Origin of the sequence: Streptomyces sp. NPDC050121 (assembly GCF_044460385.1) — a bacterium.
Classification (GTDB): Bacteria; Actinomycetota; Actinomycetes; order Streptomycetales; family Streptomycetaceae; genus Streptomyces; species Streptomyces soliscabiei.
This window is the reverse complement of the sequence record NZ_JBITJV010000008.1, coordinates 116,955-141,982: the sequence shown is the minus strand read 5'-3', so window position 1 is coordinate 141,982 and position 25,028 is coordinate 116,955. Positions and strand designations below refer to the sequence as shown.

Below are 25,028 nucleotides of genomic sequence, written 5' to 3'. Positions count from 1 at the left end.
GACAGCCCGTGAAGCCGAGAGCACCGTCTCCCCCCGAAACCTCTCTGCAATCTCGCCGCACACGCGGCACCTCCAAGCGCTTCCGGATTGTCAGCGCCACCAACACGACCCGTTCGGGTTGCGTCGGCACGGTAGGGAGATCGGATGGGAACCACACGTACGAGACGCCACCCGCTGTCCGGGCGCGGTGGCCTGCGACGGTTACTCGCGGGGCTACGGCGCCGTGGCAGGCCGGACAACGCGCCGTACCGGGCACACGTCCCTGTGCCGGCGCGCTCGCCCGGCTCCCGTCCGAGAGTGCTCGCCCGTGCGGGGGCCGCAGCCGTGCTCGTGGTCGGCACACTGGCCGGCGCCACGGCCACGGCGGGTACGGCCCTTGCCGACACGTCCGGGCCGTGCGACATCTACGCGGCAGGCGGTACACCCTGCGTGGCGGCGCACAGCACGACGCGAGCCCTGTACGCCTCGTACGCCGGGCCGCTGTACCAGGTCCGGCGTGCCTCGGACAACACCACCCGGAACATCGGCGTTCTGAGCGCGGGCGGATACGCCGACGCCGCCGCCCAGGACTCGTTCTGCTCGGGGACCACCTGCCTGATCACGATCATCTACGACCAGTCCGGCCGCGGCAACAACCTCACCCAGGCGCCCGGCGGCGGTGCCGCCGGCGGCCCCGACAACCTCGCGAACGCGACCGCCGCGCCCACCACAGTGGCAGGTCACAAGGCCTACGGCGTTTTCGTGGCGCCCGGCACGGGTTACCGCAACAACCACACCAACGGCATCGCGACCGGGGACAACCCCGAGGGCATGTACGCGATCTTCGACGGCACGCACTACAACGGCGGCTGCTGCTTCGACTACGGCAACGCCGAGACGGACAGCAACGACGACGGCAACGGCACCATGGAGGCCATCTACTTCGGCAACATCAAGGTGTGGGGCTACGGTTCGGGCAACGGCCCATGGATCATGGCCGACCTGGAGAACGGCCTGTTCTCCGGAGTCAACCAGCACTACAACGCGGGCGACCCGACGATCAACCACCGGTACACGACCGCCATCATCAAGGGCGGGGCGAACCACTGGGCGATCCGCGGCGGCAACGCGCAGTCCGGCGGCCTTTCCACCTTCTACGACGGTGCGCGCCCCAACGTCTCGGGCTACAACCCGATGCGCAAGCAGGGGGCCATCATCCTGGGCATCGGCGGCGACAACAGCAAGGGCGCCCAAGGCACCTTCTACGAGGGCGTGATGACCTCCGGTTACCCCTCGGACGCCACCGAGAACTCGGTCCAGGCCAACATCACCGCGGCCGGATACAGCAACTCCTCCGGCGGGACGAGCACCGGCGCGCTGCACGCGGTGGGCGCGGGCAAGTGCCTGGACGTGCCGAACTCGTCCACCACGGCCGGTGCGCAGCTGCAGATCTGGGACTGCAGCGGCGCCGCCAACCAGACCTGGACCCGCACGTCGTCGGGCCAGGTGACCGTATACAGCGGCAGCAGTCAGATGTGCGTGGACGCCTACAACAACCAGACGTCCGCCGGCACCAAAGTGGTTACTTGGCCGTGCAACGGCGGTGCCAACCAGCAGTGGCAGCTGAACTCCGACGGCACCGTCACCGGCACCCAGTCCGGACTCTGCCTCGACGTCACCGGCGCTTCCACGGCCAACGGCGCCCTGGCCGAACTCTGGACGTGCAACGGTCAGTCCAACCAGCAATGGAGCCTCAGCTGAGACTGAGCGGCTCCGGCCGTGGCCGGCTCACCCCCGGCCACGGGCCGCCGCCACCGGATACAGGCCCCCACCGCCGGATACAGGCCCCCACCGCCGGATACCGGCCGCCCCGCACCACAGGCCCTATGCGTCCCCACTGGAGGATCACGATGTCCGGAGCCAGAGCGCTCCACGGCCTCTGGGCCGTCCCCTTGGCCCTGCTCGCCCTACTGGCCCAGTGCCTGGCCATGACCGGGGCCGCGCACGCCGCACCCGCCGAGCGTCAGATCGCGGCCGCCGCCCTGTATGTGTCGCCGGGTGCGGCTCCCGGCGGGAACGGCACCGCCGAGCAGCCATTCGCCACCATCGAGCAGGCGCAGCAGCCCGCGCACCGGCTCTCGGCCGACGCGGACGTCGTGGTCTACCTGGCCGGTGGCACCTATCGGCTGTCCAAGCCGCTGACCTTCGGCTCCGACGACGGCGGCCAGAACGGCCACACCATCACCTACCAGGCCATGGCCGGGCAGCAGCCGGTCGTGAGCGGCGCCCAGCAGCTCTCGGGTTGGCAGGTTCATGATCAGAACAGCAATATCTGGTCGGTCCACGTCGGCACCGGCGTGAACACACGTCAGTTGTACGTCAACGGCAAGCAGGCACCGCGGGCGGCGATCCAGGTGCCCCGCTCCAGCTTCACCTTCACGCAGACCGGCCTGACCATCACCGACTCCTCCCTCGACTACCTGGCCGGCCTCTCGGACCAGAAGCACATGGAAGTCGAGAGCATCAACTCCTTCACCGACCGCTACGCGCCGGTCCAGTCGATCAGCGGCAGAACGATCACCATGCAGCAGCCCGCGTGGAACAACAACTCCTGGGGCTACGACACGATCAACGCGCCGTTCGCCGGCGGGACGATGTACCTCGAGAACAACTACGCGTTCCTCAAGCAGGCCGGACAGTGGTACCTCGACTCGTCCACCGGCGACCTCTACTACCGGCCTCAGCCCGGGCAGAACCCGAACAGCCTCGACGTCCAACTGCCCCGGCTGCAGAGCCTGCTCGGCATCAGCGGCAGCTACAGTTCACCGGCGACCGGCCTGGGATTCACCGGCATCCGGTTCACCGGGACCTCCTGGCTCGGCCCGAGCGGACCCGACGGCTACGCGGACCAGCAGAGCGGCGCGCACATCACCGGTGCCTACGCGATGCCCGCCAACTGGCTGAGCACCTGCAAGTCGGGGTGCACGCAGTTCGAGGCCACCCGTAACCACTGGGTGCAGATGCCCGCGGCCGTACAGGTCTCGGCCGCCGGTGGCATCACCTTCTCCGGCAACACGTTCTCCGAACTCGGCCAGGCCGGACTGGGCGTGGGCAACGACGGCGTCGCCACGGCCTCCGGCACCGGACTCGGCGCCAACGGCGTCACCGTCACCGGCAACACCTTCACCGACATCGCCGGCAGCGGCATCCAGGTCGGCGGCATCCAGCCGGACGCGCACCACCCCGGAAACCCGCAGATGACCAACCAGAACATCACCATCAGCAACAACAAGGTCAGTGGAACGGGCACCGACTACAAGGAGACCGCGGGCATCCTGTCCACCTACGTCACCAACGCGACGATCACCCACAACCAGTGCGACCACCTGCCCTACGACGGGATCGACATCGGCTGGGGCTGGGGGATGAACGACCCCGGCGGCAGCCAGGACTACGCCAACCGGGGCACGTACAACTACCAGCCCGTCTACAGCACTCCCACGACGCTGAAGAACAACACCGTCTCCCACAACCTGGTCTTCGACACCAAGAACGCGATGTTCGACGGCGGCAGCATCTACAGCCTGTCCGCGATGCCCGGCTCGGTGATCTCCGAGAACTACATGTACGACAACAATCGCACCACCGCGCTGTACCTGGACGAGGGCTCCCGGTACCTGAAGGTGTCCAACAACGTGGTGCAGGACGCCGGCAACTGGGCGCTCACCAACGCCAACGCGAACAACCACACCGACGACAGCACCTTCTCCGGCAACTGGTACAACGGCGGCAACACCTACGTGGCCACCGGTCCTCCGCACAACAACGTCCTCACCGGCAACGTCCTGGTCAGCGGTACCAACTGGCCGCAGGGCGCCAGGCAGGTCATCCAGCAGGCGGGCGTGCAGTCGTCGGGCGGCGGTGACGGCTTCCCCACCGGCTACCACCGGTTGGTGATCGGCAACAACGGTCTGTGCCTGGACGTGTACGGCAACTCCAGCAGCGCGGGCGCCGCGATCGACCAGTGGACCTGCAACGGGCAGAGCAACCAGCAGTTCGAGTTCGTGCCGGCCTCGGGCGGTTACGGGCAACTGCGGGCGCAGCACTCCGGGCAGGTCGTCGCGGTGGCGGGCGGCTCCACGACCGCAGGTACGCCCGACATCGTGCAGCAGGCCCCGGACCAGGCGGCCGCGAGCCTGTGGCTGCCGGTACGGCAGACCGACGGCTCGTACTCCTTCCAGAACAAGAACAGCGGCCTGTGCCTCGACGTCCACGGCGGCGACAGCAACCTCGGCCAGCAGCTCGACCAATGGCCCTGCAAGAACACGGCCGGCAGCAACCAGGCCTTCACCCCCCGCTGACCGGCTCTCGTCCTCGTTCACCCCACCCACTGTCCCGCACCAGTGAGGAACGCTGATGAAGTACTCGTTACCCCCGCCGGCTGTAGGGCTCGGCAAAGAGCCCCGTCCGGACCTGGGACTCCAACGGCGGCGCCACCAGCACTGGAACGTCAGCTGAGGTGATCGGCGCGCAGCGCGCGCTCCTGCCCCCGGGCCGCTGAGGAGCACCGGTCGGGGCACCCGGAACGAACACCCGCGCCCGGCACGGCGGCCGTCGCCGGACGCGGGTTCCGGCGTGCCCTCGTGACGGTCTGACCAGACAAAAACATGGGATGGATCGAATGTCGAGTCGTTCCGATACCGCTATTGACAGGGTGCAGAGCCTGTGGAATCACTATGCGACATGGGATGTCTGAGGGTCTTCTGTGGATGCGCCGTGGCCCGTCGGCCACGCTTATCGGCCGCCGTCGTAGGCGTCATGGCACTGCTCGCCCTGTCGCTGGTGACCGCTCCGACATGGTCGGCGTCGGCGACGGCCGCACCGCTGGTGAGCTCGGCGTCGGGGCGGTGCCTGGACGTCAAGGGCAATGTCGACACGCCGGGAACGACGCTGGAGATCTGGGACTGCAACGGCCAGGTCAATCAGGCGTTCGAGTTCACCGCGGCGGGTGAGCTCAGGACGATGAACGGCACCCGGTGCGTGGACGCCTACGACGACCGGACGGCCCCGGGAGGCCCGGTGGTCATCCGGGCGTGCGATGGGCGGGCGACCCAGATGTGGCGACAGAACTCTGACGGGTCCGTCACCGGTGTCCGGTCCGGCTTCTGCCTGGACGTCAACGGAGCCGGCACGGCCAACGGCACCGCGGTCATCCTGTGGACCTGCAAAGGCCAGAGCAACCAGAAGTGGAGCATCTCGACCGCTCCGCCCCCGCCTCCGCCCGTGCCCAGCGGGTCCGGTCCGTGCGACATCTACGCCGCGGGCAGCACCCCGTGCGTGGCCGCGCACAGCACGGTGCGGGCGCTCTACGGTTCGTACGACGGCTCCCTGTACCAGGTCAGGCGCGCCTCGGACAACGCGATCAGGGACATCGGCGTGCTGGCGCGAGGGGGCTTCGCCGACGCGGCGGCGCAGGACGCGTTCTGCGCGGGCACCTCCTGTGTGATCACGGTCGTCCGCGACCAGTCCGGACACGGCAACGACCTGTGGTACCAGGGCTCGGCCCAGGTCCCGGGGTCGAGTCAGAGCAGCCCCGCGAAGGCGACCTCCGAGTCGCTGACCGCTGGGGGCACCAAGGCGTACTCGCTGTACATCAACCCCGGAAACAGTTACTGGCGCGACGGCCACCTGACGGGCGTGCCGACCGGTGCCGCGCCCGAAGGGGCGTACATGGTGACCAGCGGCACCCATGTCAACGCCGGCTGCTGCTTCGACTACGGCAACAGCGAGACGACCCGGAAGGCCGACGCCGCCGGGGCGATGGACGCGATCAACTTCGGTACCGAGTGCTGGTTCGGCGGCTGTTCGGGAAGCGGTCCCTGGGTGCAGGCCGATCTCGAATGGGGCCTGTACTCCGGCGGCAGCCAGTCCTGGAACACCAACCAGCGGGCGTTTCCGAGCAAGTTCGTCACCGCGATGCTGAAGAACAACGGCACGTCGAGGTTCGCCCTCAAGGGTGGCAACGCCCAGTCAGGGAGCCTGACCACCCTGTGGGACGGCGGGCTTCCCGGCGGATACAGCCCCATGAAGAAGCAAGGGGCCATCGTCCTGGGCAGCGGCGGCGACTGCTGCAAGCCCGGCGGCGGCGCCAACCTGAGCGCCGGCACCTTCTACGAGGGAGCCATGGTCGCCGGCTACCCCTCCGACGCCACCGACAACGCGGTGCAGGCCAACATCACCGCCGCCGGCTATCGCTGAACTCAGAGCTCAGCTCCTCAACTCGGCCCAGGAGTCGATGACGTATGCCCAAGACCACCGTGAGAGCCAGACGCCTTCGGCCGCCGACCCCGCTGCTGTCGCTGCACAGAACCCTGGCGCTCACCTGCTCGGCCGTGCTGCTCACCATCGCCGGCGCCCTCCTCTCCCTCGGCACGGCGCCGCCCGCCGCCGCGCTCGGCAACGGGCTCGCGCCGACCCCGCAGATGGGCTTCAACGACTGGAACGCGTACGGCTGCAACGTCTCCGAGTCGCTGATCAAATCCACCGCCCAGGCGATGCACACCAACGGCATGCAGGCGGCGGGCTATTCGTACGTCAACATCGACGACTGCTGGATGACCCACAACCGCGACTCCGGCGGCCACCTGGTACCGGACCCGGCGAAGTTCCCCGACGGCATCAAGGGCACCGCGGACTACGTGCACTCGCTGGGCCTGAAACTGGGGATCTACGAGGACGCGGGCACCGCGACCTGTGCGGGGTATCCGGGCAGCCTCGGGCACGAGACCACGGACGCACGGTCGTTCGCGTCGTGGGACGTGGACTACCTGAAGTACGACAACTGCAACAACAACGGCGTGCCGGCGCGGACCCGGTACACCGCGATGCGTGACGCCCTGACGGCCACCGGCCGGCCGATCCTGTACAGCCTGTGCAACTGGGGCCAGGAGAACGTGTGGACCTGGGGCGCGGACGTGGGCAACAGCTGGCGCACCACCGGGGACATCAGCCCGAGCTTCTCCAGCATGCTGTCGATCTTCCACAGCAACGTCGGACTGGCCTCCTACGCCGGACCCGGCCACTGGAACGACCCGGACATGCTGGAAGTAGGAAACGGCTCGATGACGGCCACCGAGAGCCGCAGCGAGTTCAGTCTCTGGGCGGAGATGGCCGCGCCGCTGATCGCGGGCACCAACATCCCCTCGGCGAGCGCGGACACCCTGTCCACACTGACCAACTCCCGGGTGATCGCGGTCGACCAGGACCCGCTCGGCAAACAGGGCACCATGGTGTCGTCCTCGGGCGGCCTGGACGTGCTGGCGAAGCCGCTGGCGGGCGGGGACGTGTCGGTGGCGCTGTTCAACGAGACGGGCTCCACGGCGACCATCACCACCACCGCGGCCGCGATCGGGAAGACCGGGGCATCCGCCTACACTCTGACCGACCTGTGGTCGGGGGCGTCCTCGACCACCTCGGGCACGATCAGCGCCCGGGTGCCGGCCCACGGCACCGTGATGTACCGGGTCGCCGGCGGTACCAGCGGCGGCGGCACCGGCGCGACCGGTGAGCTGCACGCGGTGGGCGCGGGCAAGTGCCTGGACGTACCGAACTCGACCACCACCGCCGGTACCCAGGTGGCGATCTGGGCCTGCCACGGCGGTGCCAACCAGACATGGACGCACTCCGCGTCCCACCAGCTCACTGTCTACTCCGGCAGCAGCCAGATGTGCCTGGACGCCTACAACAACCAGACCACGCCGGGGACAAAGGCGGAGATCTGGAACTGCCACGGCCAGACCAACCAGCAGTGGACGCTGAACGCCGACGGCACGATCACGGGCGTCCAGTCCGCCCTTTGCCTGGGCGTCATCGGAGGGTCCACGGCTGACGGAGCCCTGGCCGAGCTGGAGACCTGCAACGGCAGCAGCAGTCAGCGGTGGACGCTGGGATGACTCCCCCTCCCACGGTCACCGGCAGCTTCAGTGCCGTAGCGCGACGGCACCGCGACAGAGGAGGTTTCCATGCTCCACACAGCAACCCGTCGCCGGCGAAGGCGGTTTCCAGCCGTGCTCCTGGTCGCCCTGGCGATGGTCCTGGCCGCGTTCGGCGCACCGGGGCCCGTGTTCGCGGCGGACGTGTCGCTTCCCTGTGACATCTACGCGGCGGGCGGTACGCCGTGCGTGACGGCGCACTCCACGACCAGGGCGCTCTTCGCCTCGTACAACGGGCCGCTGTACCAGATCCAGCGGTCCTCCGATCACGGCTACCGCGACATCGGGGTGCTCGGCGCGGGCGGGTACGCGGACGCCGCGTCCCAGGTGTCGTTCTGCGCGGGCACGTCGTGCACGATCACGAAGATCTACGACCAGACCACCAAGCACAACGACATGCCGATCTCCTGGGGCGGCTTCTGGAAGGGCCCCGGTCCCAACGGGTCCGACGTCGGAGCGGACGCCATGGCGCTACCGGTGACCGCGGCCGGCCACCAGGTCTTCGGTGTCAAGGTCACCCCCGGCGTCGGCTACCGGATCGACCACGCGAGCGGCGTACCCACCGGGTCCCAGCCTGAAGGCATCTACATGGTGACCTCGTCGAACTACACCAACCAGTGGTGCTGCTTCGACTACGGCAGCGGTGAGAACTCCCACACCGACACCGGCAACGCCACCATGAACGCCATCTACTGGGGCAACGCCTGCTGGTTCAACGGCTGCACCGGCAGCGGCCCGTGGGTCGAGGCCGATCTGGAGAACGGCATGTTCCACACCAACACCGGCTCCAACAAGGACCCGAACAACCCGGGTGTGCACTACCCGTTCGTCAGCGCGTGGCTGAAGAACAACGGCACCAGCAACTTCACTCTCAAGTACGGCAACGGCACGAGCGGCGGCCTGACCACCACCTTCTCCGGCCCCCTGCCGAACGGCTACTCACCGATGAAGGTCGACAGCTCGGTCCTGCTCGGAACCGGGGGCGACAACAGTCCCAACGGCGTGGGCGAGTTCTTCGAAGGGGCGATGACGGCGGGTTACCCCTCCGACGTCACCGAGAACGCCGTCCAGGCCGCCATCACCGCTGCCGGCTACGGGGTGGGGAGCGGCGGCGGTGGCACCACGGGTGCGCTGCACGCGGTGGGCGCTGGCCGGTGCCTGGAGGTGCCGGGCGGGTCCACGACGGCGGGTACGCAGACACAGATCCGGGACTGCACCGGCGCCGCGAACCAGACCTGGTCCCGGACCGCCGCCCACGAGCTGACCGTCAACTCCGGCGGCAGCCGCCTGTGCCTGGACGCCTCCGGGCAGGGCACCAGCTCCGGCACCAAGGTCATCACCTGGACCTGCAACAGCCAGAGCAACCAGCAGTGGACGCTCAACACCAACGGCACCGTCACCAGCGCGCCCTCCGGACTGTGCCTGGACGTGACGGGCGCCGCCACCGCCAACGGCACCCCCGTGCAGCTGTGGACCTGCAACGGCCAGTCCAACCAGCAATGGTCACTGAACTGACCCGGTGAGGCACACGGGAGCCGGCCCCGTCCAGCACGCGCGCCGCACCGCAGCGGCGCCCCACTCAGGAGGATCGGATGAGGAAGAGAGCGAGACCCGGCCGTCTGGCACTGCTGGCCGGCAGCCTCCTGGCACTCGTGCTGCCGCTGCTGTCGCCGGCCCCGAGCCAGGCCGCCTCGGCCACGTCGCTGAGCGTGAACCTGGCGTCGACCCGCGGGCCGTCGACCGGCGTGGGGGAGGGGTTCCTCTACGGCTTCAGCGAAGACGGCAGCCGGCCGGCGGACCAGTACATCCAGCCGCTGGGGATCAACGCCTTCCGCGGCGGCGGATGGTTCTCCGGCGGCTGGATCAGGGACGGCTACCAGTACGGCTCGGCCACCCGGGCCGACATCGACTCGATCACCGCCCAGGCGAAACGGCTCACCAGGCCGCCCTACCACGCGCAGTACCAGGTGCTCGTCAGTGACATCTACGGCGCGAACGGCGGCCAGCCGTCGAACACCAGGTACCCGTGCGACAACGGCGACTGCTCCAACTGGATCACCTTCATCGACTCCACCGTGGGAGCGCTACAGGCCTCGGGGCTCACGTTCTCCTACGACATCTGGAACGAGCCGGACATCTCCGCCTTCTGGACCCGGGGCGTGAACAGCGCCCAGTACTTCCAGATGTGGGACACCGCCTACCGAGAGATCCGGCGCATCGCCCCCGGGGCGCAGATCGTGGGGCCGTCACTCGCCTTCACCCCGGAGCGCAACCCGGGCGAATGGCGGACCTGGCTCGCGCACGTCAAGGCGGCCGGGACGGTGCCGGACATGATCGCCAACCACAACGAGGGCGATGTCGACGACCCCGTCAGTGTGTCGCGGGCCCTGAACAGCGCCCTGACCGCGGCGGGCATCGGTCCGCTGCCGCTGTCCTCGAACGAGTACCAGCCGGCCGACCGGCAGACCGCCGGGGTGACGGCCTGGTACCTCGCCCGGTTCGCGCAGTCCGGGTACACCAACGCGATGCGCGGCAACTGGGTGTGCTGCGTCACCCCGAACCTGACCGGAGTCCTCACCCAGAGCGGGGGCAGCTGGCAGCCGACCGGCAACTGGTGGGCGCTTCGGGACTACGCCGACATGACCGGCACCCTCGTGGACACCTCCGGCCAGGTCGGCTCGACGGCGATCTCGGCCTCCGAGGACCCCGCGAACAAGCGCGCGGTCGCGGTCATCGGCGACTCCAACGGGTACACCGGCGCCATGTCCGTGACCTTCAACGGGCTGGCGTCCCTGCCCTGGCTCGCCGGCGACGCCGGCGTGCACGTCACCGTGCACCGCATCCCCGACCAGGCGCCCCTGGGCGCCCCGCAGACGGTGTACGACCAGAACGTGAGCAGCACGGGCGGCTCGCTCACCGTACCGATCACCTTCCAGGGCGCGCACGACGCGTTCTCCGTCTATCTGACACCCGCCTCGTCAGGAGGCGGCGGCTACCCCGACGGCTACCACCAACTCGTGGTCGCCCACGACAACCTGTGCCTGGACGTGTACGGCAACTCCGCCGACGCGGGTGCCGCGATCGACCAGTGGACCTGCAACGGGCAGGGCAACCAGCAGTTCCGGTTCGTGCCCGCCTCGGGCGGCTACGGCGAACTGCGGACCCAGAACTCCTCACTGGACGTGGCGGTGGCCGGCAGTTCCACGGCGGCGGGCGTCCCGGACATCGTCCAGCAGACACCCGGCACGGCGGCGGCCAGCCTCTGGCTGCCCGTGCGGCAGTCCGACGGCTCCTACGCGTTCCAGAACAAGAACAGCGGTCTGTGCCTGGACGTCTACGGCGCCGGCAGCACCACGGGCCGGCAACTGGACCAGTGGCAGTGCAAGAACGCGCCCGGCTCGAACCAGGACTTCTTCGTCCGCTGATCACACAGCCATGGGCCCTACCGCCGGATCCGCCACCACCGGCCACGGGGCACCTCCCACCTGCGAAAGGAACCCACCGTGTCAGCATACGGACGGCTGTTACGGCGTCTACGCGCCGTGGCGGCCGTGCTCGCGGGCCTCCTCCTGGCCGCCGGCGGCCTCGTGGGCACGGCCGCCGCACCCGCCCAGGCCGCCACCTCCATCACGATCAACGGCGCGTCCGGCGGCCGGACGTTCGACGGCGTCGGCGCGATCAGCGGCGGGGGCGGCAACAGCAGGCTCCTGATCGACTATCCCGAGCCCCAGCGCGGCCAGATCCTGGACTACCTGTTCCGGCCCGGCCACGGCGCCTCCCTGCAGATCCTCAAGGCCGAGATCGGCGGTGACACCAACTCCACCTCGGGGGCCGAGCCGAGCCACCAGCACACCCGCTCCGACCTGAACTGCGACCGCGGCTACGAATGGTGGCTGATGGAGCAGGCCAAGGCACGCAACCCCGACATCAAGCTGTACGGGCTCGCCTGGGGCGCGCCCGGCTGGATCGGCGGCGGGAACTTCTGGTCCACCGACATGGTCAACTACCTGGTCTCGTGGCTGGGTTGCGCCAAGCAGCACGGGCTGAGCATCGACTACCTCGGCGGATGGAACGAGCGGGGCTACAACGTCTCCTGGTACCAGCAGCTGCGCGGCGCGCTCAACAGCAACGGCTACGGCAACGTCAAGATCATCGCAGCCGACTCGGACTGGGCCGTGGCGAACGACATCAACTCCAACGCGTCCTTTGCCTCCGCGGTGAGCGCCATCGGCACGCACTACCCCTGCGGCTACCGGTCGGCCCAGACCAACTGCTCGGTGCCGTCGGCCGCCCTGTCGTCCGGCAAGCCCCTGTGGGCGAGCGAGAACGGCTCGGACGACTACAACGGCGGAGCGCAGGCCATGGCCCGTGGCATCAACCGTGGGTACATCGACGGACGGATGACCGCCTACCTCAATTGGCCGGTGGTCGCAGCGCTCACACCGAACCTGCCGTACCCCACCATGGGTCTCGCTCTGGCCTCGCAGCCGTGGTCCGGCGCCTACTCGGTCGGCAAGAACACCTGGGTGATGGCGCACACCAGCCAGTTCACCGCGCCGGGGTGGCACTACCTGGATGCCTCCAGCGGCTACATCGGCGGCAACCGCAACAACGGCAGCTACGTCTCGCTGAAGTCCACCAACAACTCCGACTACTCCACGGTCATCGAGACCATGGATGCCGGCGGCGCCCAGACGCTGAACTTCAACGTCACCGGGGGGTTGTCCACCGGGACCGTCCACGTCTGGTCCACCGACGTCAGGTCCGGCAACCCGGCCGACCACTTCGTGCACACCACGGACATCACTCCGTCCGGCGGCGGTTTCAGCCTCACCGTCCAGCCCGGCCACCTGTACACCCTGACGACCACGACCGGACAGGGCAAGGGCACCGCCACCGGGCCGGCCAAGGCCCCGCTGAAGCTGCCGTACAGCGACTCCTTCGACGGCAACGCCACCGGTACCGAGGCGAAGTACCTCATGGACTGGCAGGGCGCGTTCGAGGTGGTGGGCTGCGGCGGCGGCCGCAGCGGCAAGTGCGTGCGCCAGATGAGCCCGCAGAAGCCGATCACCTGGGACTCGCTGACCGATCCGCACACCCTGCTCGGTGACGTGGGCTGGGGCAACTACACGGTCTCGTCGGACGTGATGCTCGAACAGCCCGGATACGTCGAACTGATCGGCCGTGCGGGCGGGCACGACTACGACCGCGGCGGAGGGCAGAACGCCTACCGCCTGCGGGTGAGCGACACCGGCGCCTGGTCGATCCTGAACTCCAACACCAACGGCACCGTCTCCACCCTGGCCCGCGGCACGACCGCGGCGCTAGGCACCAACCGGTGGCACACCCTGGGTCTCACCTTCTCCGGCACCACGATCACCGCGGTCGCCGACGGTGCCACGGTAGGTTCCGTGAACGACAGCACCTGGGCGACCGGGCAGATCGGCTACGGGACCAGCCAGGGCGAGACGGCTCAGTTCGACAACCTGTCCATCACCCCCGGCAGCGGCGGAAACGATGGCGGTACGACCGGCGCGATCGTCGGGGCCGCCTCCGGCCGGTGCGTGGACGTGCCCAACCAGTCGCACACGGCCGGCACCCAGGTGGCGCTGTGGGACTGCAACGGCGGCAGCAACCAGCAGTGGACGAACACCTCGGCCGCTGAGCTGCGCGTCTACGGCAGCGACTGCCTGGAGGCCGCGGGCCAGGGCACCAGCCCCGGCACCAAGGTGGACATCTGGGACTGCACCGGTGGCAGCAACCAGAAGTGGACGCTGCACGCCGACGGCACGATCACCGGTGTCCAGTCCGGCCTGTGCCTGGACGCCACCGGCGCGGGCACGGCCAACGGCACCCTGCTGCAGCTGTGGACCTGCAACGGCAGCAGCAACCAGAAGTGGACACGCGACTGATCCGGTGACGGGCTGCACGACCACCGAGTCCGGCACCACCTCCGTCATCCCCCCGAGAGGCACCCATCCATGTCTTCCTCCTCCCTGCCGCTCAGCCGGCGCCGGCTGCTGGCGGCGGCCGGCGCGGCCTCGGCCTTCGGCCTGCTGCGGTTCGCCCCCGAGGCCGCCGCGACCGACGGCCCCAGCAGCTACACCCCGAGCTGGTCCTCCGTGGACCAGCACCCGCCGGCCCCGGCCTGGTTCCAGGACGCCAAGTTCGGCATCTACTACCACTGGGGCGTCTTCAGCGTTCCCGCGTTCGGCAACGAGTGGTATCCGCGCAACATGTACATCGGCGGTTCGGCCGAGAACAACCACCACAAGGCCACCTACGGCGACCCCTCGGCCTGGCCCTACCACAACTTCATCGACGGTGCGCGCGACAAGGCGGGCAACTTCGTTCAGTTCGCCCCCAAACTGGTCTCCCAGGGCGGCAAGTGGGACCCGGAGGCCTGGGCCCGGCTGTTCAAGGCCGCGGGCGCCAGGTTCGCCGGCCCGGTCGCCGAGCACCACGACGGCTTCTCCATGTGGAACAGCCGCGCCAACCCGTGGAACTCGGTCCAGCGCGGCCCGAGACTCGACCTGGTGGGGCTGCACGCGCAGGCCATCCGCGGGCAGGGACTGAAGTTCATGGCCTCGCTGCACCACGCCTACCACTTCAACGGCTACTACGACCACGTGCCGGCCCAGTCAGACCCGACGCTGCGCATCCTCTACGGCCAGCAGGGCTCGGCCGCGGAGAACAAGCTCTGGTACGACAAGCTGATCGAGATCATCGACGGCTACCAGCCGGACCTGGTCTGGCAGGACTTCGCCCTGAACCAGGTGCAGGAGTCCTATCGGCTCCAGTTCCTCGCGCACTACTACAACCAGGCGGTCGCATGGAACAAGGACGTGGTCGCGACCTACAAGGACGGCCTCAACAACAAGGGTGAGGTCTTCGACTTCGAGCGCGGTGGCCCCGCTGGGCTGCTCACCCCCTACTGGCTGACCGACGACAGCATCTCCTCCTCCAGTTGGTGCTACACGGTGGGCATCGGCTACTACTCGACGCAGGCACTGCTGCACTCGCTGATCGACCGGGTCAGCAAGGGCGGCAGCATGCTGCTGAACATCGCCCCGATGGCCGACGGCACCATCCCCTCCGGGCAGCAGTCCATCCTGCTCGCCATGGGCGACTGGCTCGGCCGCTTCGGAGAGGCGGTCTACGACACCCGCTCCTGGTCCAGTTACGGCGAGGGCCCCACCAAGATGGGCGGAGGCTCGTTCAGCGGACCGGTGGCCGGCAAACCGCAGGACGTCCGGTTCACCCGCAGCCGGGACAACAAGGTCCTCTACGCCACCGCGCTGGGCTGGCAGGGCGGCACCATGACCATCACGACGCTGAACTCGAACCAGATCAACCTCAGCAGCCTCACAGGCGCCAAACTGCTCAACAACACCGCCGGCACCTACATCGACCTGCCCGCACCGACCCAGGACGCCTCCGGCCTGCACCTCACCATGCCCTCGTCCAACCCGCCGTTCAGTGCCCTGGCGTACACGGTCAAGCTCACCTTCTCCGGTGAGATCCCCGTCCTGGGCGCGCCGGGCGGCTCCACCACCTGGGTCAGGATCGCCAATGCGACCAGCGGACTGGTGCTCGACAGCGGGGGCAACGTCGCCTCCGGCTCCAACCTCAAGCAGTGGAACTACGACGGGAGCACCAACCTGCAGTGGCAGCTGATCGACCTGGGTAACGGCTACCACCGCATCGTGAACCGCACCAACGGCATGGTCGCCGACAGTTACGGCAACTCCGCCAACGGCGCTCCCGCCCGCCAGCAGGCGTGGAACGGCGGCAACAACCAGCAGTGGTCGCTGACCGGCCTCGGCAACAACCGCTACCAGATCGTCAATCGGGGCACCGGCACGGCCCTCGACGGCAGCGGCAGCACCACGGCCGGCTCGACCACGGTGCTCTGGACGCCGAACTCCAGCACCAACAACGCATGGACCATCACCGCCGTCTGAACACCGGCGCTCCCTGTCCCTCCCCCGAGCACGGAAGAAGGAGAGCATGAAACGCAAACCGCTCTTAATGTCCATCGCGGCCGCGCTACTTCTCGTCCTGGCAGCCGCGGGCACCTCGTTCAGCAGCGCCCTCGGCGCACCAGCGCCGGCCACGAAGGCCGCCGCGGCGAGCGCCGGCTGTGGCAAGGCCCCGGCGCTGACGAGTGGTAACCACACGATTCAGAGCGGCGGCCAGAACCGCAGTTACATCCTGCGGGTCCCCGCCGGCTACGACAACAACCACCCCTACCGGCTGATCTTCGGCTTCCACTGGCGGGGCGGCACAGCCAACGACGTCGACTCGGGCGGAACGGACGGGTACAACTGGTCCTACTACGGCCTCAGGCGCCTGGCGGACCAGGCGAACAACAGCACGATCTTCGTTGCCCCCCAGGGCAACGGCAACGGCTGGGCCAACCCCGGCGGCCAGGACGTGGCCTTCGTCGACGCCATGGTCAACCAGATCGAAGCGGGCCTGTGCGTCGACACCACCCAGCTGTTCGCCGGCGGCTTCAGCTACGGCGGCGGGATGTCGTACGCCCTCGCCTGCTCCCGGGCGACGGTCTTCCGCGCGGTCGCGGTCTACTCCGGCGCGAACCTCAGCGGATGCAACGGCGGCAACCAGCCCATCGCCTACATGGGTCTGCACGGCCTCAGGGACAACGTGCTGCCCATCTCACTCGGACGGCAACTGCGCGACACCTTCGTCCGGGCCAACGGCTGCACCCCGCAGAACCCGCCCGAGCCGGCCAACGGAAGCCTGACGCACATCATCACCACCTACTCCGGGTGCAGGTCCGGGTACCCCGTCGTCTGGGCCGCGTTCGACGGGGCGGGCCACGACCCCGGTCCCATCGACGGTTCCACCGGTGACGGCTGGCGCACCTGGACCTCGGCAGCGGTGTGGCAGTTCTTCACCCAGTTCGGCTCGAGCACGCCCCCGCCCGACCCGCAGCCTTCCGGCAACCAGAAGATCGTCGGCCAGCAGTCGGGGCGCTGCCTCGACATCAACAACTCCACCACGGCCAACGGCACGCAGGCACAGCTGTGGGACTGCAACGGCGGCTCCAACCAGCGCTGGACCTACACCGCCGAGAAACAGCTGGTTGTCTACGGCAACAAGTGCCTGGGCGTCGGCCAGGCAGCGGGCAACGGAGCCCCGGCGGCGATCTGGGACTGCAGTGGGCAGGCGGACCAGCAGTGGAACGTCAAACCCGACGGCACGATCACAGCGGTGCAGTCGGGGCTCTGCCTGGACGCCAGCGGCCAGGGAACCGCCAACGGCACGAAAGCCCAGCTGTGGAGTTGCTCGGGCGGTGCCAACCAGCACTGGCGCCTGGAGAACTGAGTCCGCCGTCGGCTGACCACCCAGGGCCGGCGGGCGAGCCGCTTCTCGGCCCATACCGATCACCGGAAACGAGGTTCACTTGTGAGACGCACTCTGCGCGCGGTCCTGACGATGGTGTTACTGCCACTGGTCGCGGCCCTGACGCTCCTGGCGCCCCAGCCCGCGGCCGCGGCGAGCCTGACCCGCGTGACCGGCTTCGGGAACAACCCCACCAACCTCAACATGTACCTCTACGTGCCCAACCACCTGGCGTCCAAGCCCGCCCTGCTGGTCCTGGTCCACTACTGCGGGGGCTCGGCGGGGGGCATCTTCGGCGGCAACGGACACGATTACGTCACCGCCGCCGAGCGGTACGGCTACATCATCGTCCTGCCCGAGGCCACCCGTGACGGGCACTGCTTCGACGTCTCGTCACCGGCGGCGCTCAAGCGTAACGGCGGCAGCGACTCCACCGGCATCATGTCGATGGTCGGTTACACCCGGCAGCGCTACAACGTCGACCCGGCCCGTATCGTCGTCAGCGGATTCTCGTCGGGAGCCATGATGACAAATGTGCTGGCCGCCGAGTACCCCGATGTCTTCAGTGCCGCCTCCGCGTTCTCCGGGGTGCCGGCTGGCTGCTTCGCCACCAGGGACGGTTCCCAGTGGAACGGCCAGTGCTCCGGCGGCAATGTCATCAAATCGGCTCAGCAGTGGGGTGACCTGGCCCGTTCCATGTATCCGGGCTACACCGGAGGCTACCCGCGCATGCAGGTGTGGCACGGCACCACCGACACGACCCTCGCCTATCCCAACTTCGGCGAGGAGATCAAGCAGTGGACCAACCTCCACGCCCTGAGCCAGAGACCGGCCGCCACCGACCGGCCGCAGTCGGCCTGGACCCGCACCCGCTACGGCAGCACCGGCCCACAGTCCCCCGTCGAAGGCATCAGCATCGCAGGCACGGGCCACACCCTGCCGCAGCCCGGCATGCTCGCCTACGCCATCACCTTCCTCGGTCTTGGAAGCGGCGGCACCACATAACAACGCCACCAACCAGAAGCGGAACCTCGACTGACTCCACCACTGTCCGCTTCGGGGGCGAACCGGCGCCATGAAGGGCGCCTGACCGGCATCTGCTGGTCAGGCGCCCTCTTGCTGCCTCTGGAAGAAGCCCAGCTTCTTCGCCGAGTAGGACACCAAAAGAATTTTCGTCAACTGATGGTAGACGGGTGCCGCGCACGTTGACCTGCATAGATGACGCAAACCGGAGGCTCTGCCCAATGCTCGGTCCGCGAATGGTCCGGATCTTGAATCGGTAACGCTGTGTGTTTGGCGGGCTTCAGGCTCCCCGGCGGCGCGCAGACCTTGCCAGCGGGCTCGAAGGTGAAGGCTGCTCAGCCCTCCGGAGGATGCCCAAACCCGACCGGCAGGTCCGGACCGGTGGACGGGGATGCCCGGATCGCCTCGGCGGTGCCTCACCGGTCGCGTGGTGACGGCCTTGCGTGGAGACTGCGTCTGGCCGAGTCGAGGATTACTCACCAGTGCCCGTCGTCGGTGAAGGCGGTGCCGGCCAGTGGGCCACGCCGCAACAGCGACCAGACGCCCTCAACGGGGTGTCGATCCCGACTCGATACGCGCCGGAGGTTGGATGTCGTCTCGGGTGACGGCACCAGGGCGCGGCCGAAACCTGCTGAGAAGGACAGGGGGAGCCACGGCAGGCACGGCCTGGACCCTGGCATCAGCGTGAGCCGCTTCGCCGCAGGACCTGGTCGACGCCGACCGCGACGACGACGAGGGTTCCGGTCGCGACATCCTGGTAGAGACTGTCGATGCCCGCCTGAGTGAGACCGGAGCGGAGCACGTTGACGATGAGGGCCCCGATGAGCGTGCCGATGATGCTGCCCCGGCCGCCGAACAAGCTGGTGCCGCCGAGCACGACGGCGGTGATGCTCTCCAGGTTGGCCGTCTGGTAGGCGTTCGGGTCGGCGTTGGCGATCCGGCCGAGGGCCTGCCAGGCGGCGATGCCGTAGAGGAATCCGGCGGTGACGTAGACCGAGAGGACGGTGCTCCACACGTTGATGCCGGTCAGGCGGGCGGACTCGGGTGCGTCGCCGACGGCGTAGACGTGCCGGCCCCAGGCGGTGTTGGCAAGTACGTACCAAAATAACCCGTAGAGGCCCACGAGCAGGAACGTCCCCCAGGTGAGGCGCATCGCTCCGAGCTGGATGCCGTACCCCCAGAACAGGAGCAGATCGGAGGTCACCTGATAGCTACGCGAATCGGAGTAGAGCCTGCTCACCGCGAAAACGACGGTCAGGGCGCCCAGGGTCACGATGAAGGGGGGCAAGCCCAGCCGGGCGACGAGCAGGCCGTTCACCAGTCCCAGGAACGTCGCCACGGCCAAGCCGAGAAGCAGAGCCACCCCGGGGTTGCCGCCTTCGAAGGCGAGTTTGGCCATGACGATCGTGCCGAGGACCGCGATGGCGCCGTTCGAGAGGTCGATGCCGGCGGTGAGGATGATCAGGGACTGGCCCAGTGCCAGAGTGCCGATCACGATGGACTGCTGGAGCACCAGCGAGAGGTTCTGCGGCGTCAGGAACGTATCCGTGATGATCCAGAAGACCACCACGGCAATGAACAGAGCAGTGAGAGGGCCGATGGCCGGCGTGCGCAGGGCGTACCGCAGTCTCTCCCGGAGCCGGGCGTGCCGTTCACTTCCGACGGCGTGGCCGGTGACAGATGCTCTCATCGGTCAGCCTGATCCCCTTCGATCGCTCGACGTCGGTACGTCATCCCCAGCAATGCTTCAGTCCCCAGTCCGTATTCTGAGACGCCAGTCCGTCCACCGGCTTGTCGGTGATGAGTACAGTGCCCGTGTCCGAGAGTCCGTGCGGCTTCTTCCCGCTCTTGACGTACTCGACGACCGAGTCGACGCCTCGCCTGGCCATCCTGACCGGGAACTGCATGACCGTGGCCGCGTACTTGCCGGACCGGACCTCGCGGACGCCGTCGCACCCGCCGTCGATGGAGCCGATGGTCACCTTCTGGGTGAGGCCGCGGGCCGCCATGGCCGCGGAGGCGCCGCCCGCCACCGGCTCGTTGATCGTGTAGACCGTGTTGATGTCGCTCGTGCGCTCCAGAAGGTTCTCCGTCGCAGCCTGTGCCGGATTGCGTTCTCCATTGGTGTTCGCCTGTCCGCGAATCGCCGGGGAGTCGTTCGCGATGCCGAAGCCCTTGAGGAACCCCTCGTGACGCTGCTCGCTGACGGTGGAGTCGTCCGTGCCGTCGAGCATGATCACCTTGGGCGGCCGGCCGGCGAGAGCAGCCCTGAGGTAGGCGCCCTGGAGGCGTCCCGCCTTGACGTTGTCCGTCGCGTAGGTGGCGTCGGTCGCGCTCGGCGGCTCGGTGGTGGAGTCCAGCGCGATCACCGCAATGCCCTGTCGGCGGGCCTCCGCGATGGCGCTCAGGAGCCCCGTGCCGTTCGACGGGGTGATGAGGATGCCCTTCACACCGCTGGAGATGAGACTCTCCATCGCGGCGACCTGGCCCTCGTTGTCCCCGTCGAACCGGCCGGCCAGGGCGATGAGCTTGGCGTCGTTCTCCGTCGCCGCCGCCGCGGCGGCCTCGCGCAGAGTCACGAAGTACGGATTGGTCTCGGTCTTGGTCACGAGGCCGATCTTGACCTTCCCCGACCCCGTGCCACCGCTGTCGCTCTGCCCCCCGCCGCATCCGGCGGCCCCGAGCAGAAGGCCACCCGCCATGAGGAGCGCCGCTCTCCGTCGGCAACGCCACTGACATGCGCGCTCGCGGCTCGAACGGTCGTGTGTCATGGTCACGCCCTCCTCTGGCCGGCCCAACGCCCCACGATCCCCACCTCTGCCTCATGTGTCGATATTATTGCGAAAGGTAACGTAAGCGAGCTTTGACCTACCGTTGACCACGGGGCGGATTTCCGCCGAGACCTTGCACTCTCAGCGCCGCCGCACGGAGGAGGCGAGGTACGCGTGACCGGTTCGCCGCTGCTCGCACTGCGTGGCATCTCCAAGCGGTTCGGTGCCGTGCAGGCCCTCAAGGACGTCGAGCTGGAAGTCCACCCGGGCGAGGTCGTCGCCCTTCTGGGGGACAACGGCGCTGGCAAGTCCACTCTCGTCAGGGTCATCGCGGGCGTCGCACCGGCCGACACCGGCGTCATCGAGTGGGAGGGCCGGGCGGTGCAGATCAGGACCCCTCAGGTCGCCCAACACCTCGGTATCGCGACCGTGTACCAGAACCTGGCGCTGTGCGACGGCCTCGATGTGGCCGCGAACCTTTTTCTCGGCCGGGAGCGGAGAAGCCCCGGTGCCCTGGGCCGCCTCTTCCGGCACATGGACAAGAACAGCATGCGTGTGGAGGCACGTCGGCAGCTGGACGCACTGGGCATTCGCGTCCCCGACGTGCGCACCCCTGTCGCCACGCTGTCGGCGGGCCAGCGGCAGACGGTCGCGATCTCTCGGGCGCTCCTGGGCAAACCGAAGGCCCTCCTACTCGACGAGCCCACCGCGGCACTCGGCACACAGCAGGCAGGCCATGTCCTCGACCTGGTCGACGAGCTCCGCGAACAGGGGATCGGGGTGATCCTCATCAGTCACAACATGGGAGACGTCAAGGCCGTCGCGGACCGGGCCGCGGTGCTGCGGCTCGGCTACAACAACGGTTTCTTCCATGTGCCGACCACATCTCAGGACCGGATCATCTCCTCCATCACAGGGATCTCGAGCAGCCCCTGACCCACGCAGGATCCGCAACCCCACGCGGGACCGGAAAGCCGTGCTGAGCTTGTCCCACCCGTTCTGGTACTCCAGCAACGTTTTACTGTCTGGCCTGGTCAGAGGCATCGTCCGGAGTGTAGTTGGCTGGTGTGCGTCAGGGGGGTCTTGCCGGACCACCCCTGCAACGAGTGGGTTCGTTGCTGACGCAGCGGGGCGTCGCTTTCGGTAGGCGGGCCGCAAGCTGTTGCCGGACCGGGAGGTGCTGTGCGGGGTCTCGTGCGGAGGCGCTGCGGGACGCTGGCGGCGTTCTACGCCCGCAGCCCCGGTCAGCAGGTCATGGCCGAGCCGCAGACCAGCTCCTGGTGCGTCGCCGATCCCGGCGGCCCCAGATGTCGCCCTCCGCCTGCGCGAGGCACGAAATCGGACTCGACTCAAGATTCGTTGGGCTTTCCCCCGATGGTCTGATTCGCCATCCGACCAGGTTCGCCACCTTGCCCAGTTGCAGTGAGCGTCGAGGCGGGGGCGCGGTCGCAGGTATCGGCCGAGTGGGTCGGGGCGGCCTCCGGTATTGGGCGGGCAGTTCGGGCTTGGCTGCGGTCAGGGCGACTGAGGTGGTGGGCGGGGCCCAGACACTGGGGGACGGCCGACCTCGACCGCGCCGGACGCACCCCTCGGAAGTGGTCCAGGAGGGGCGCTACTTGGCTCGCTGCCAACCCGGGGCGGTTCACCTGGAGTCGGAGCGTGACACCTGTATCGCATTGCCTGGAACGCAACGATGCGTCCAGGCAGCCGAGTTCAGGCTCTAGCAGGACTCCGTTAGGTCTGTCTCGCGGGCCTGTTTGGGGGCATGGTGGGTGTGTCTCTGTGCGGTCGGTCCAGGGAAACGGAACGGCAGCAATGCCGTCACCGCGCCCTGGGCCGACCGCACAGAGACAGGCGGCACTGACAACGGCCTTGTTCACGCCGGGAACTTGGGGGAGGCCTTACCCGCGGCGGTCTTCTTGCCCGGCCATTTCTGGTGTCTTCTGTCGGCGGTTCGGGCGCTGCCTACCGGCATTCGGCGGGGCGCTGCGCTCATGAGTGGGCGGCTCGCGGGGTGATGTTCTCCGACACAATTTGGTCCGCGACTGGTCCGAGTGGAACTCCACTGGACGCCAGAGAGTAACGAGAAGAACCCGACTGATTGCATTGGGCAGCGATCGTGTCGCGTTGCCTGGAGCGTAACGATGCCTCCAGGCAACCGACTTCAGGCTCTAGAAGAACCCAAGTTTCTTCGGACTGTATGAAACAAGAACGTTCTTCGTCTGCTGGTAGTGCTCCAGCATCATCTTGTGCGTCTCGCGCCCGATCCCGGACTGCTTGTAGCCGCCGAAGGCAGCGTGGGCCGGGTACGTGTGGTAGCAGTTCGTCCATACACGGCCCGCCTGGATCGCCCGGCCCGCGCGGTACGCCGTGTTGATGTCCCGTGTCCACACGCCGGCCCCGAGGCCGTACGACGTGTCGTTGGCGATCTTGATGGCGTCGTCGAAGTCGTCGAACGAGGCCACTGAGACGACCGGACCGAAGATCTCCTCCTGGAAGATCCGCATGCGGTTGTCACCCTCGAAGATCGTCGGCCGGACGTAATATCCGCCCTTCAACTCGCCTTCGTACTCGGCACGTTCACCACCTGTGAGGATCCTCGCGCCCTCCTTTCGGCCGATGTCGATGTAGGAGAGGATCTTCGCGAGCTGTTCGCCGGACGCCTGCGCGCCGATCATCGTGTCCGTGTCGAGGGGGTGGCCTGGCTTGATGAGCTCGGTGCGGGCGACGGCCGCCTCGAGGAAGTCGCCGTAGTTGCCGCGCTGGATCAGGCCGCGTGAGGGACAGGTGCACACCTCGCCCTGGTTCAGTGCGAACATGGTGAAGCCCTCGAGGGCCTTGTCGCGCAGGTCGTCGTCCTTGTCCCACACGTCGTCGAAGAAGAGGTTCGGCGACTTGCCGCCCAGTTCCAGCGTGACCGGCTTCAGGTTCTCCGCGGCGTACTGCATGATCAGCCGCCCCGTGGCCGTCTCGCCCGTGAACGCGACCTTCGCCACACGCGCACTGGACGCCAGCGGCTTGCCCGCCTCCTCGCCGAACCCGTTGACGATGTTCACCACGCCCGGCGGCAGCAGATCCGCGATCAGGCTCATCCAGTAGTGCAGCGACACCGGAGTCTGCTCGGCGGGCTTGATGACCACCGTGTTGCCCGCGGCGAGGGCCGGTGCGAGCTTCCATGTGGCCATAAGGATCGGGAAGTTCCACGGGATGATCTGCGCGACGACACCGAGCGGCTCGTGGTAGTGGTACGCCACCGTGTCGTCGTCGAGCTCGCTGAGCGAACCCTCCTGGGAGCGGACCGCGCCGGCGAAGTAGCGGAAGTGGTCGATGGCCAGCGGGATGTCCGCCGCCAGCGTCTCGCGGACCGGCTTGCCGTTCTCCCAGCTCTCCGCGACGGCGAGGGGCTCCAGGTACGTCTCCATGCGGTCGGCGATCTTCAGCAGGATGTCGGAGCGCTGGGTCGACGAGGTCCGGCCCCAACTCGGGGCGGCCGCGTGCGCCGCGTCGAGCGCCCGCTCCACGTCCTCGGCCGTGCCACGCGCCACCTCGGCGAATATCTCCCCCGTCACCGGAGACGGGTTCTCGAAGTACTGCCCCCGAGCCGGGGGCACGTACTCGCCTCCGATGTAGTGGTCGTAACGCGTCTGGTAGGAGACGATCGCGCCCTCGGTGCCGGGCGCCGCGTAACGGGTCATCCTGCTCTGCCTCCTTCAGCAGCGCTGCCCGCCATTGGACAGCTCTGCGCGGGAGGCTAGAGACCCAGACGTTGCAGTCACGTTGCGCTGCTGGTCGGGGGCGTCATCCCGGCGGGGCGACGGGCGCGTCGGGTGGGCGAGGGGGAGTTTCGGTTGGGTTGAGGGGAGGGCGGGGGAGGCGCGGGCGGTGGCTCGGCAGG

14 protein-coding genes are annotated in these 25,028 nt (G+C 68.3%); 11 read left to right on the top strand and 3 right to left on the bottom strand.

Translation table 11 applies throughout. The annotated features are described in order from the left end of the window. The first annotated feature begins 144 nt into the window (after window positions 1–144). The 10 genes from ACIBTS_RS14770 (at window position 145) to ACIBTS_RS14725 (ending at window position 18,344) form a co-directional block, all read left to right on the top strand. Window positions 145–1,740, top strand: a complete 1,596-nt coding sequence (locus ACIBTS_RS14770) for an arabinofuranosidase catalytic domain-containing protein (protein ID WP_399319459.1) — start codon at window positions 145–147, stop codon at window positions 1,738–1,740. A 149-nt stretch (window positions 1,741–1,889) separates the two neighbouring features. Next, a complete protein-coding gene (locus ACIBTS_RS14765) occupies window positions 1,890–4,340 on the top strand; it encodes an RICIN domain-containing protein (protein WP_399319457.1) in 2,451 nt (816 codons plus the stop codon). Between the two features lie 457 nt (window positions 4,341–4,797). Then, on the top strand, window positions 4,798–6,237 hold the full coding sequence (locus tag ACIBTS_RS14760) for an arabinofuranosidase catalytic domain-containing protein (RefSeq protein WP_399319455.1): 1,440 nt from the start codon (window positions 4,798–4,800) through the stop codon (window positions 6,235–6,237). 44 nt (window positions 6,238–6,281) lie between these two features. Further along, the gene (locus ACIBTS_RS14755) at window positions 6,282–7,931 is read left to right on the top strand and encodes a glycoside hydrolase family 27 protein (RefSeq protein ID WP_399319453.1); all 1,650 of its coding nucleotides are present in this window, start codon (window positions 6,282–6,284) and stop codon (window positions 7,929–7,931) included. 69 nt (window positions 7,932–8,000) lie between these two features. Beyond that, a complete protein-coding gene (locus ACIBTS_RS14750; RefSeq protein WP_399319452.1) occupies window positions 8,001–9,485 on the top strand; it encodes an arabinofuranosidase catalytic domain-containing protein in 1,485 nt (494 codons plus the stop codon). Window positions 9,486–9,562: 77 nt separating this feature from the next. After that, on the top strand, window positions 9,563–11,395 hold the full coding sequence (locus ACIBTS_RS14745) for an RICIN domain-containing protein (RefSeq protein ID WP_399319451.1): 1,833 nt from the start codon (window positions 9,563–9,565) through the stop codon (window positions 11,393–11,395). A 78-nt stretch (window positions 11,396–11,473) separates the two neighbouring features. After that, window positions 11,474–13,882, top strand: coding sequence for a ricin-type beta-trefoil lectin domain protein (locus ACIBTS_RS14740; protein ID WP_399319450.1), 2,409 nt, complete (start codon window positions 11,474–11,476; stop codon window positions 13,880–13,882). A 69-nt stretch (window positions 13,883–13,951) separates the two neighbouring features. After that, window positions 13,952–15,934, top strand: a complete 1,983-nt coding sequence (locus ACIBTS_RS14735) for an alpha-L-fucosidase (RefSeq protein ID WP_399319449.1) — start codon at window positions 13,952–13,954, stop codon at window positions 15,932–15,934. 67 nt (window positions 15,935–16,001) lie between these two features. Next, window positions 16,002–17,321: a ricin-type beta-trefoil lectin domain protein gene (locus tag ACIBTS_RS14730; RefSeq protein ID WP_399319715.1), complete on the top strand. Its 1,320-nt coding sequence runs from the start codon at window positions 16,002–16,004 to the stop codon at window positions 17,319–17,321. Window positions 17,322–17,432: 111 nt separating this feature from the next. Then, window positions 17,433–18,344, top strand: a complete 912-nt coding sequence (locus ACIBTS_RS14725; protein ID WP_399319447.1) for an alpha/beta hydrolase family esterase — start codon at window positions 17,433–17,435, stop codon at window positions 18,342–18,344. 697 nt (window positions 18,345–19,041) lie between these two features. Here ACIBTS_RS14725 and ACIBTS_RS14720 read toward each other — a convergent pair. Together ACIBTS_RS14720 and ACIBTS_RS14715 are read right to left on the bottom strand one after the other, a co-directional pair. Next, complete coding sequence (locus ACIBTS_RS14720) at window positions 19,042–20,052, bottom strand: ABC transporter permease (RefSeq protein ID WP_399319446.1); 1,011 nt, start codon at window positions 20,050–20,052, stop codon at window positions 19,042–19,044. Window positions 20,053–20,092: 40 nt separating this feature from the next. Further along, window positions 20,093–21,064, bottom strand: a complete 972-nt coding sequence (locus ACIBTS_RS14715) for a substrate-binding domain-containing protein (protein WP_399319444.1) — start codon at window positions 21,062–21,064, stop codon at window positions 20,093–20,095. A gap of 243 nt (window positions 21,065–21,307) precedes the next feature. On the opposite strand from ACIBTS_RS14715, the gene ACIBTS_RS14710 reads away from it, so the two are divergent. After that, the gene (locus ACIBTS_RS14710; protein ID WP_399319442.1) at window positions 21,308–22,069 is read left to right on the top strand and encodes an ATP-binding cassette domain-containing protein; all 762 of its coding nucleotides are present in this window, start codon (window positions 21,308–21,310) and stop codon (window positions 22,067–22,069) included. Between the two features lie 1,235 nt (window positions 22,070–23,304). Here ACIBTS_RS14710 and ACIBTS_RS14705 read toward each other — a convergent pair. Next, the gene (locus ACIBTS_RS14705) at window positions 23,305–24,828 is read right to left on the bottom strand and encodes an aldehyde dehydrogenase family protein (RefSeq protein ID WP_399319440.1); all 1,524 of its coding nucleotides are present in this window, start codon (window positions 24,826–24,828) and stop codon (window positions 23,305–23,307) included. Window positions 24,829–25,028 lie beyond the last annotated feature (200 nt).

What these genes read in the sequence shown, in the direction of transcription:
- ACIBTS_RS14770 (WP_399319459.1), top strand. Translation starts at nt 145, where the DNA reads ATGGGAACCACACGTACGAGACGCCACCCGCTGTCCGGGCGCGGTGGC.
- ACIBTS_RS14765 (WP_399319457.1), top strand. Translation starts at nt 1,890, where the DNA reads ATGTCCGGAGCCAGAGCGCTCCACGGCCTCTGGGCCGTCCCCTTGGCC.
- ACIBTS_RS14760 (WP_399319455.1), top strand. Translation starts at nt 4,798, where the DNA reads ATGGCACTGCTCGCCCTGTCGCTGGTGACCGCTCCGACATGGTCGGCG.
- ACIBTS_RS14755 (WP_399319453.1), top strand. Translation starts at nt 6,282, where the DNA reads ATGCCCAAGACCACCGTGAGAGCCAGACGCCTTCGGCCGCCGACCCCG.
- ACIBTS_RS14750 (WP_399319452.1), top strand. Translation starts at nt 8,001, where the DNA reads ATGCTCCACACAGCAACCCGTCGCCGGCGAAGGCGGTTTCCAGCCGTG.
- ACIBTS_RS14745 (WP_399319451.1), top strand. Translation starts at nt 9,563, where the DNA reads ATGAGGAAGAGAGCGAGACCCGGCCGTCTGGCACTGCTGGCCGGCAGC.
- ACIBTS_RS14735 (WP_399319449.1), top strand. Translation starts at nt 13,952, where the DNA reads ATGTCTTCCTCCTCCCTGCCGCTCAGCCGGCGCCGGCTGCTGGCGGCG.
- ACIBTS_RS14730 (WP_399319715.1), top strand. Translation starts at nt 16,002, where the DNA reads ATGTCCATCGCGGCCGCGCTACTTCTCGTCCTGGCAGCCGCGGGCACC.
- ACIBTS_RS14725 (WP_399319447.1), top strand. Translation starts at nt 17,433, where the DNA reads ATGGTGTTACTGCCACTGGTCGCGGCCCTGACGCTCCTGGCGCCCCAG.
- ACIBTS_RS14720 (WP_399319446.1), bottom strand. Translation starts at nt 20,052, where the DNA reads ATGAGAGCATCTGTCACCGGCCACGCCGTCGGAAGTGAACGGCACGCC.
- ACIBTS_RS14715 (WP_399319444.1), bottom strand. Translation starts at nt 21,064, where the DNA reads ATGGCGGGTGGCCTTCTGCTCGGGGCCGCCGGATGCGGCGGGGGGCAG.
- ACIBTS_RS14705 (WP_399319440.1), bottom strand. Translation starts at nt 24,828, where the DNA reads ATGACCCGTTACGCGGCGCCCGGCACCGAGGGCGCGATCGTCTCCTAC.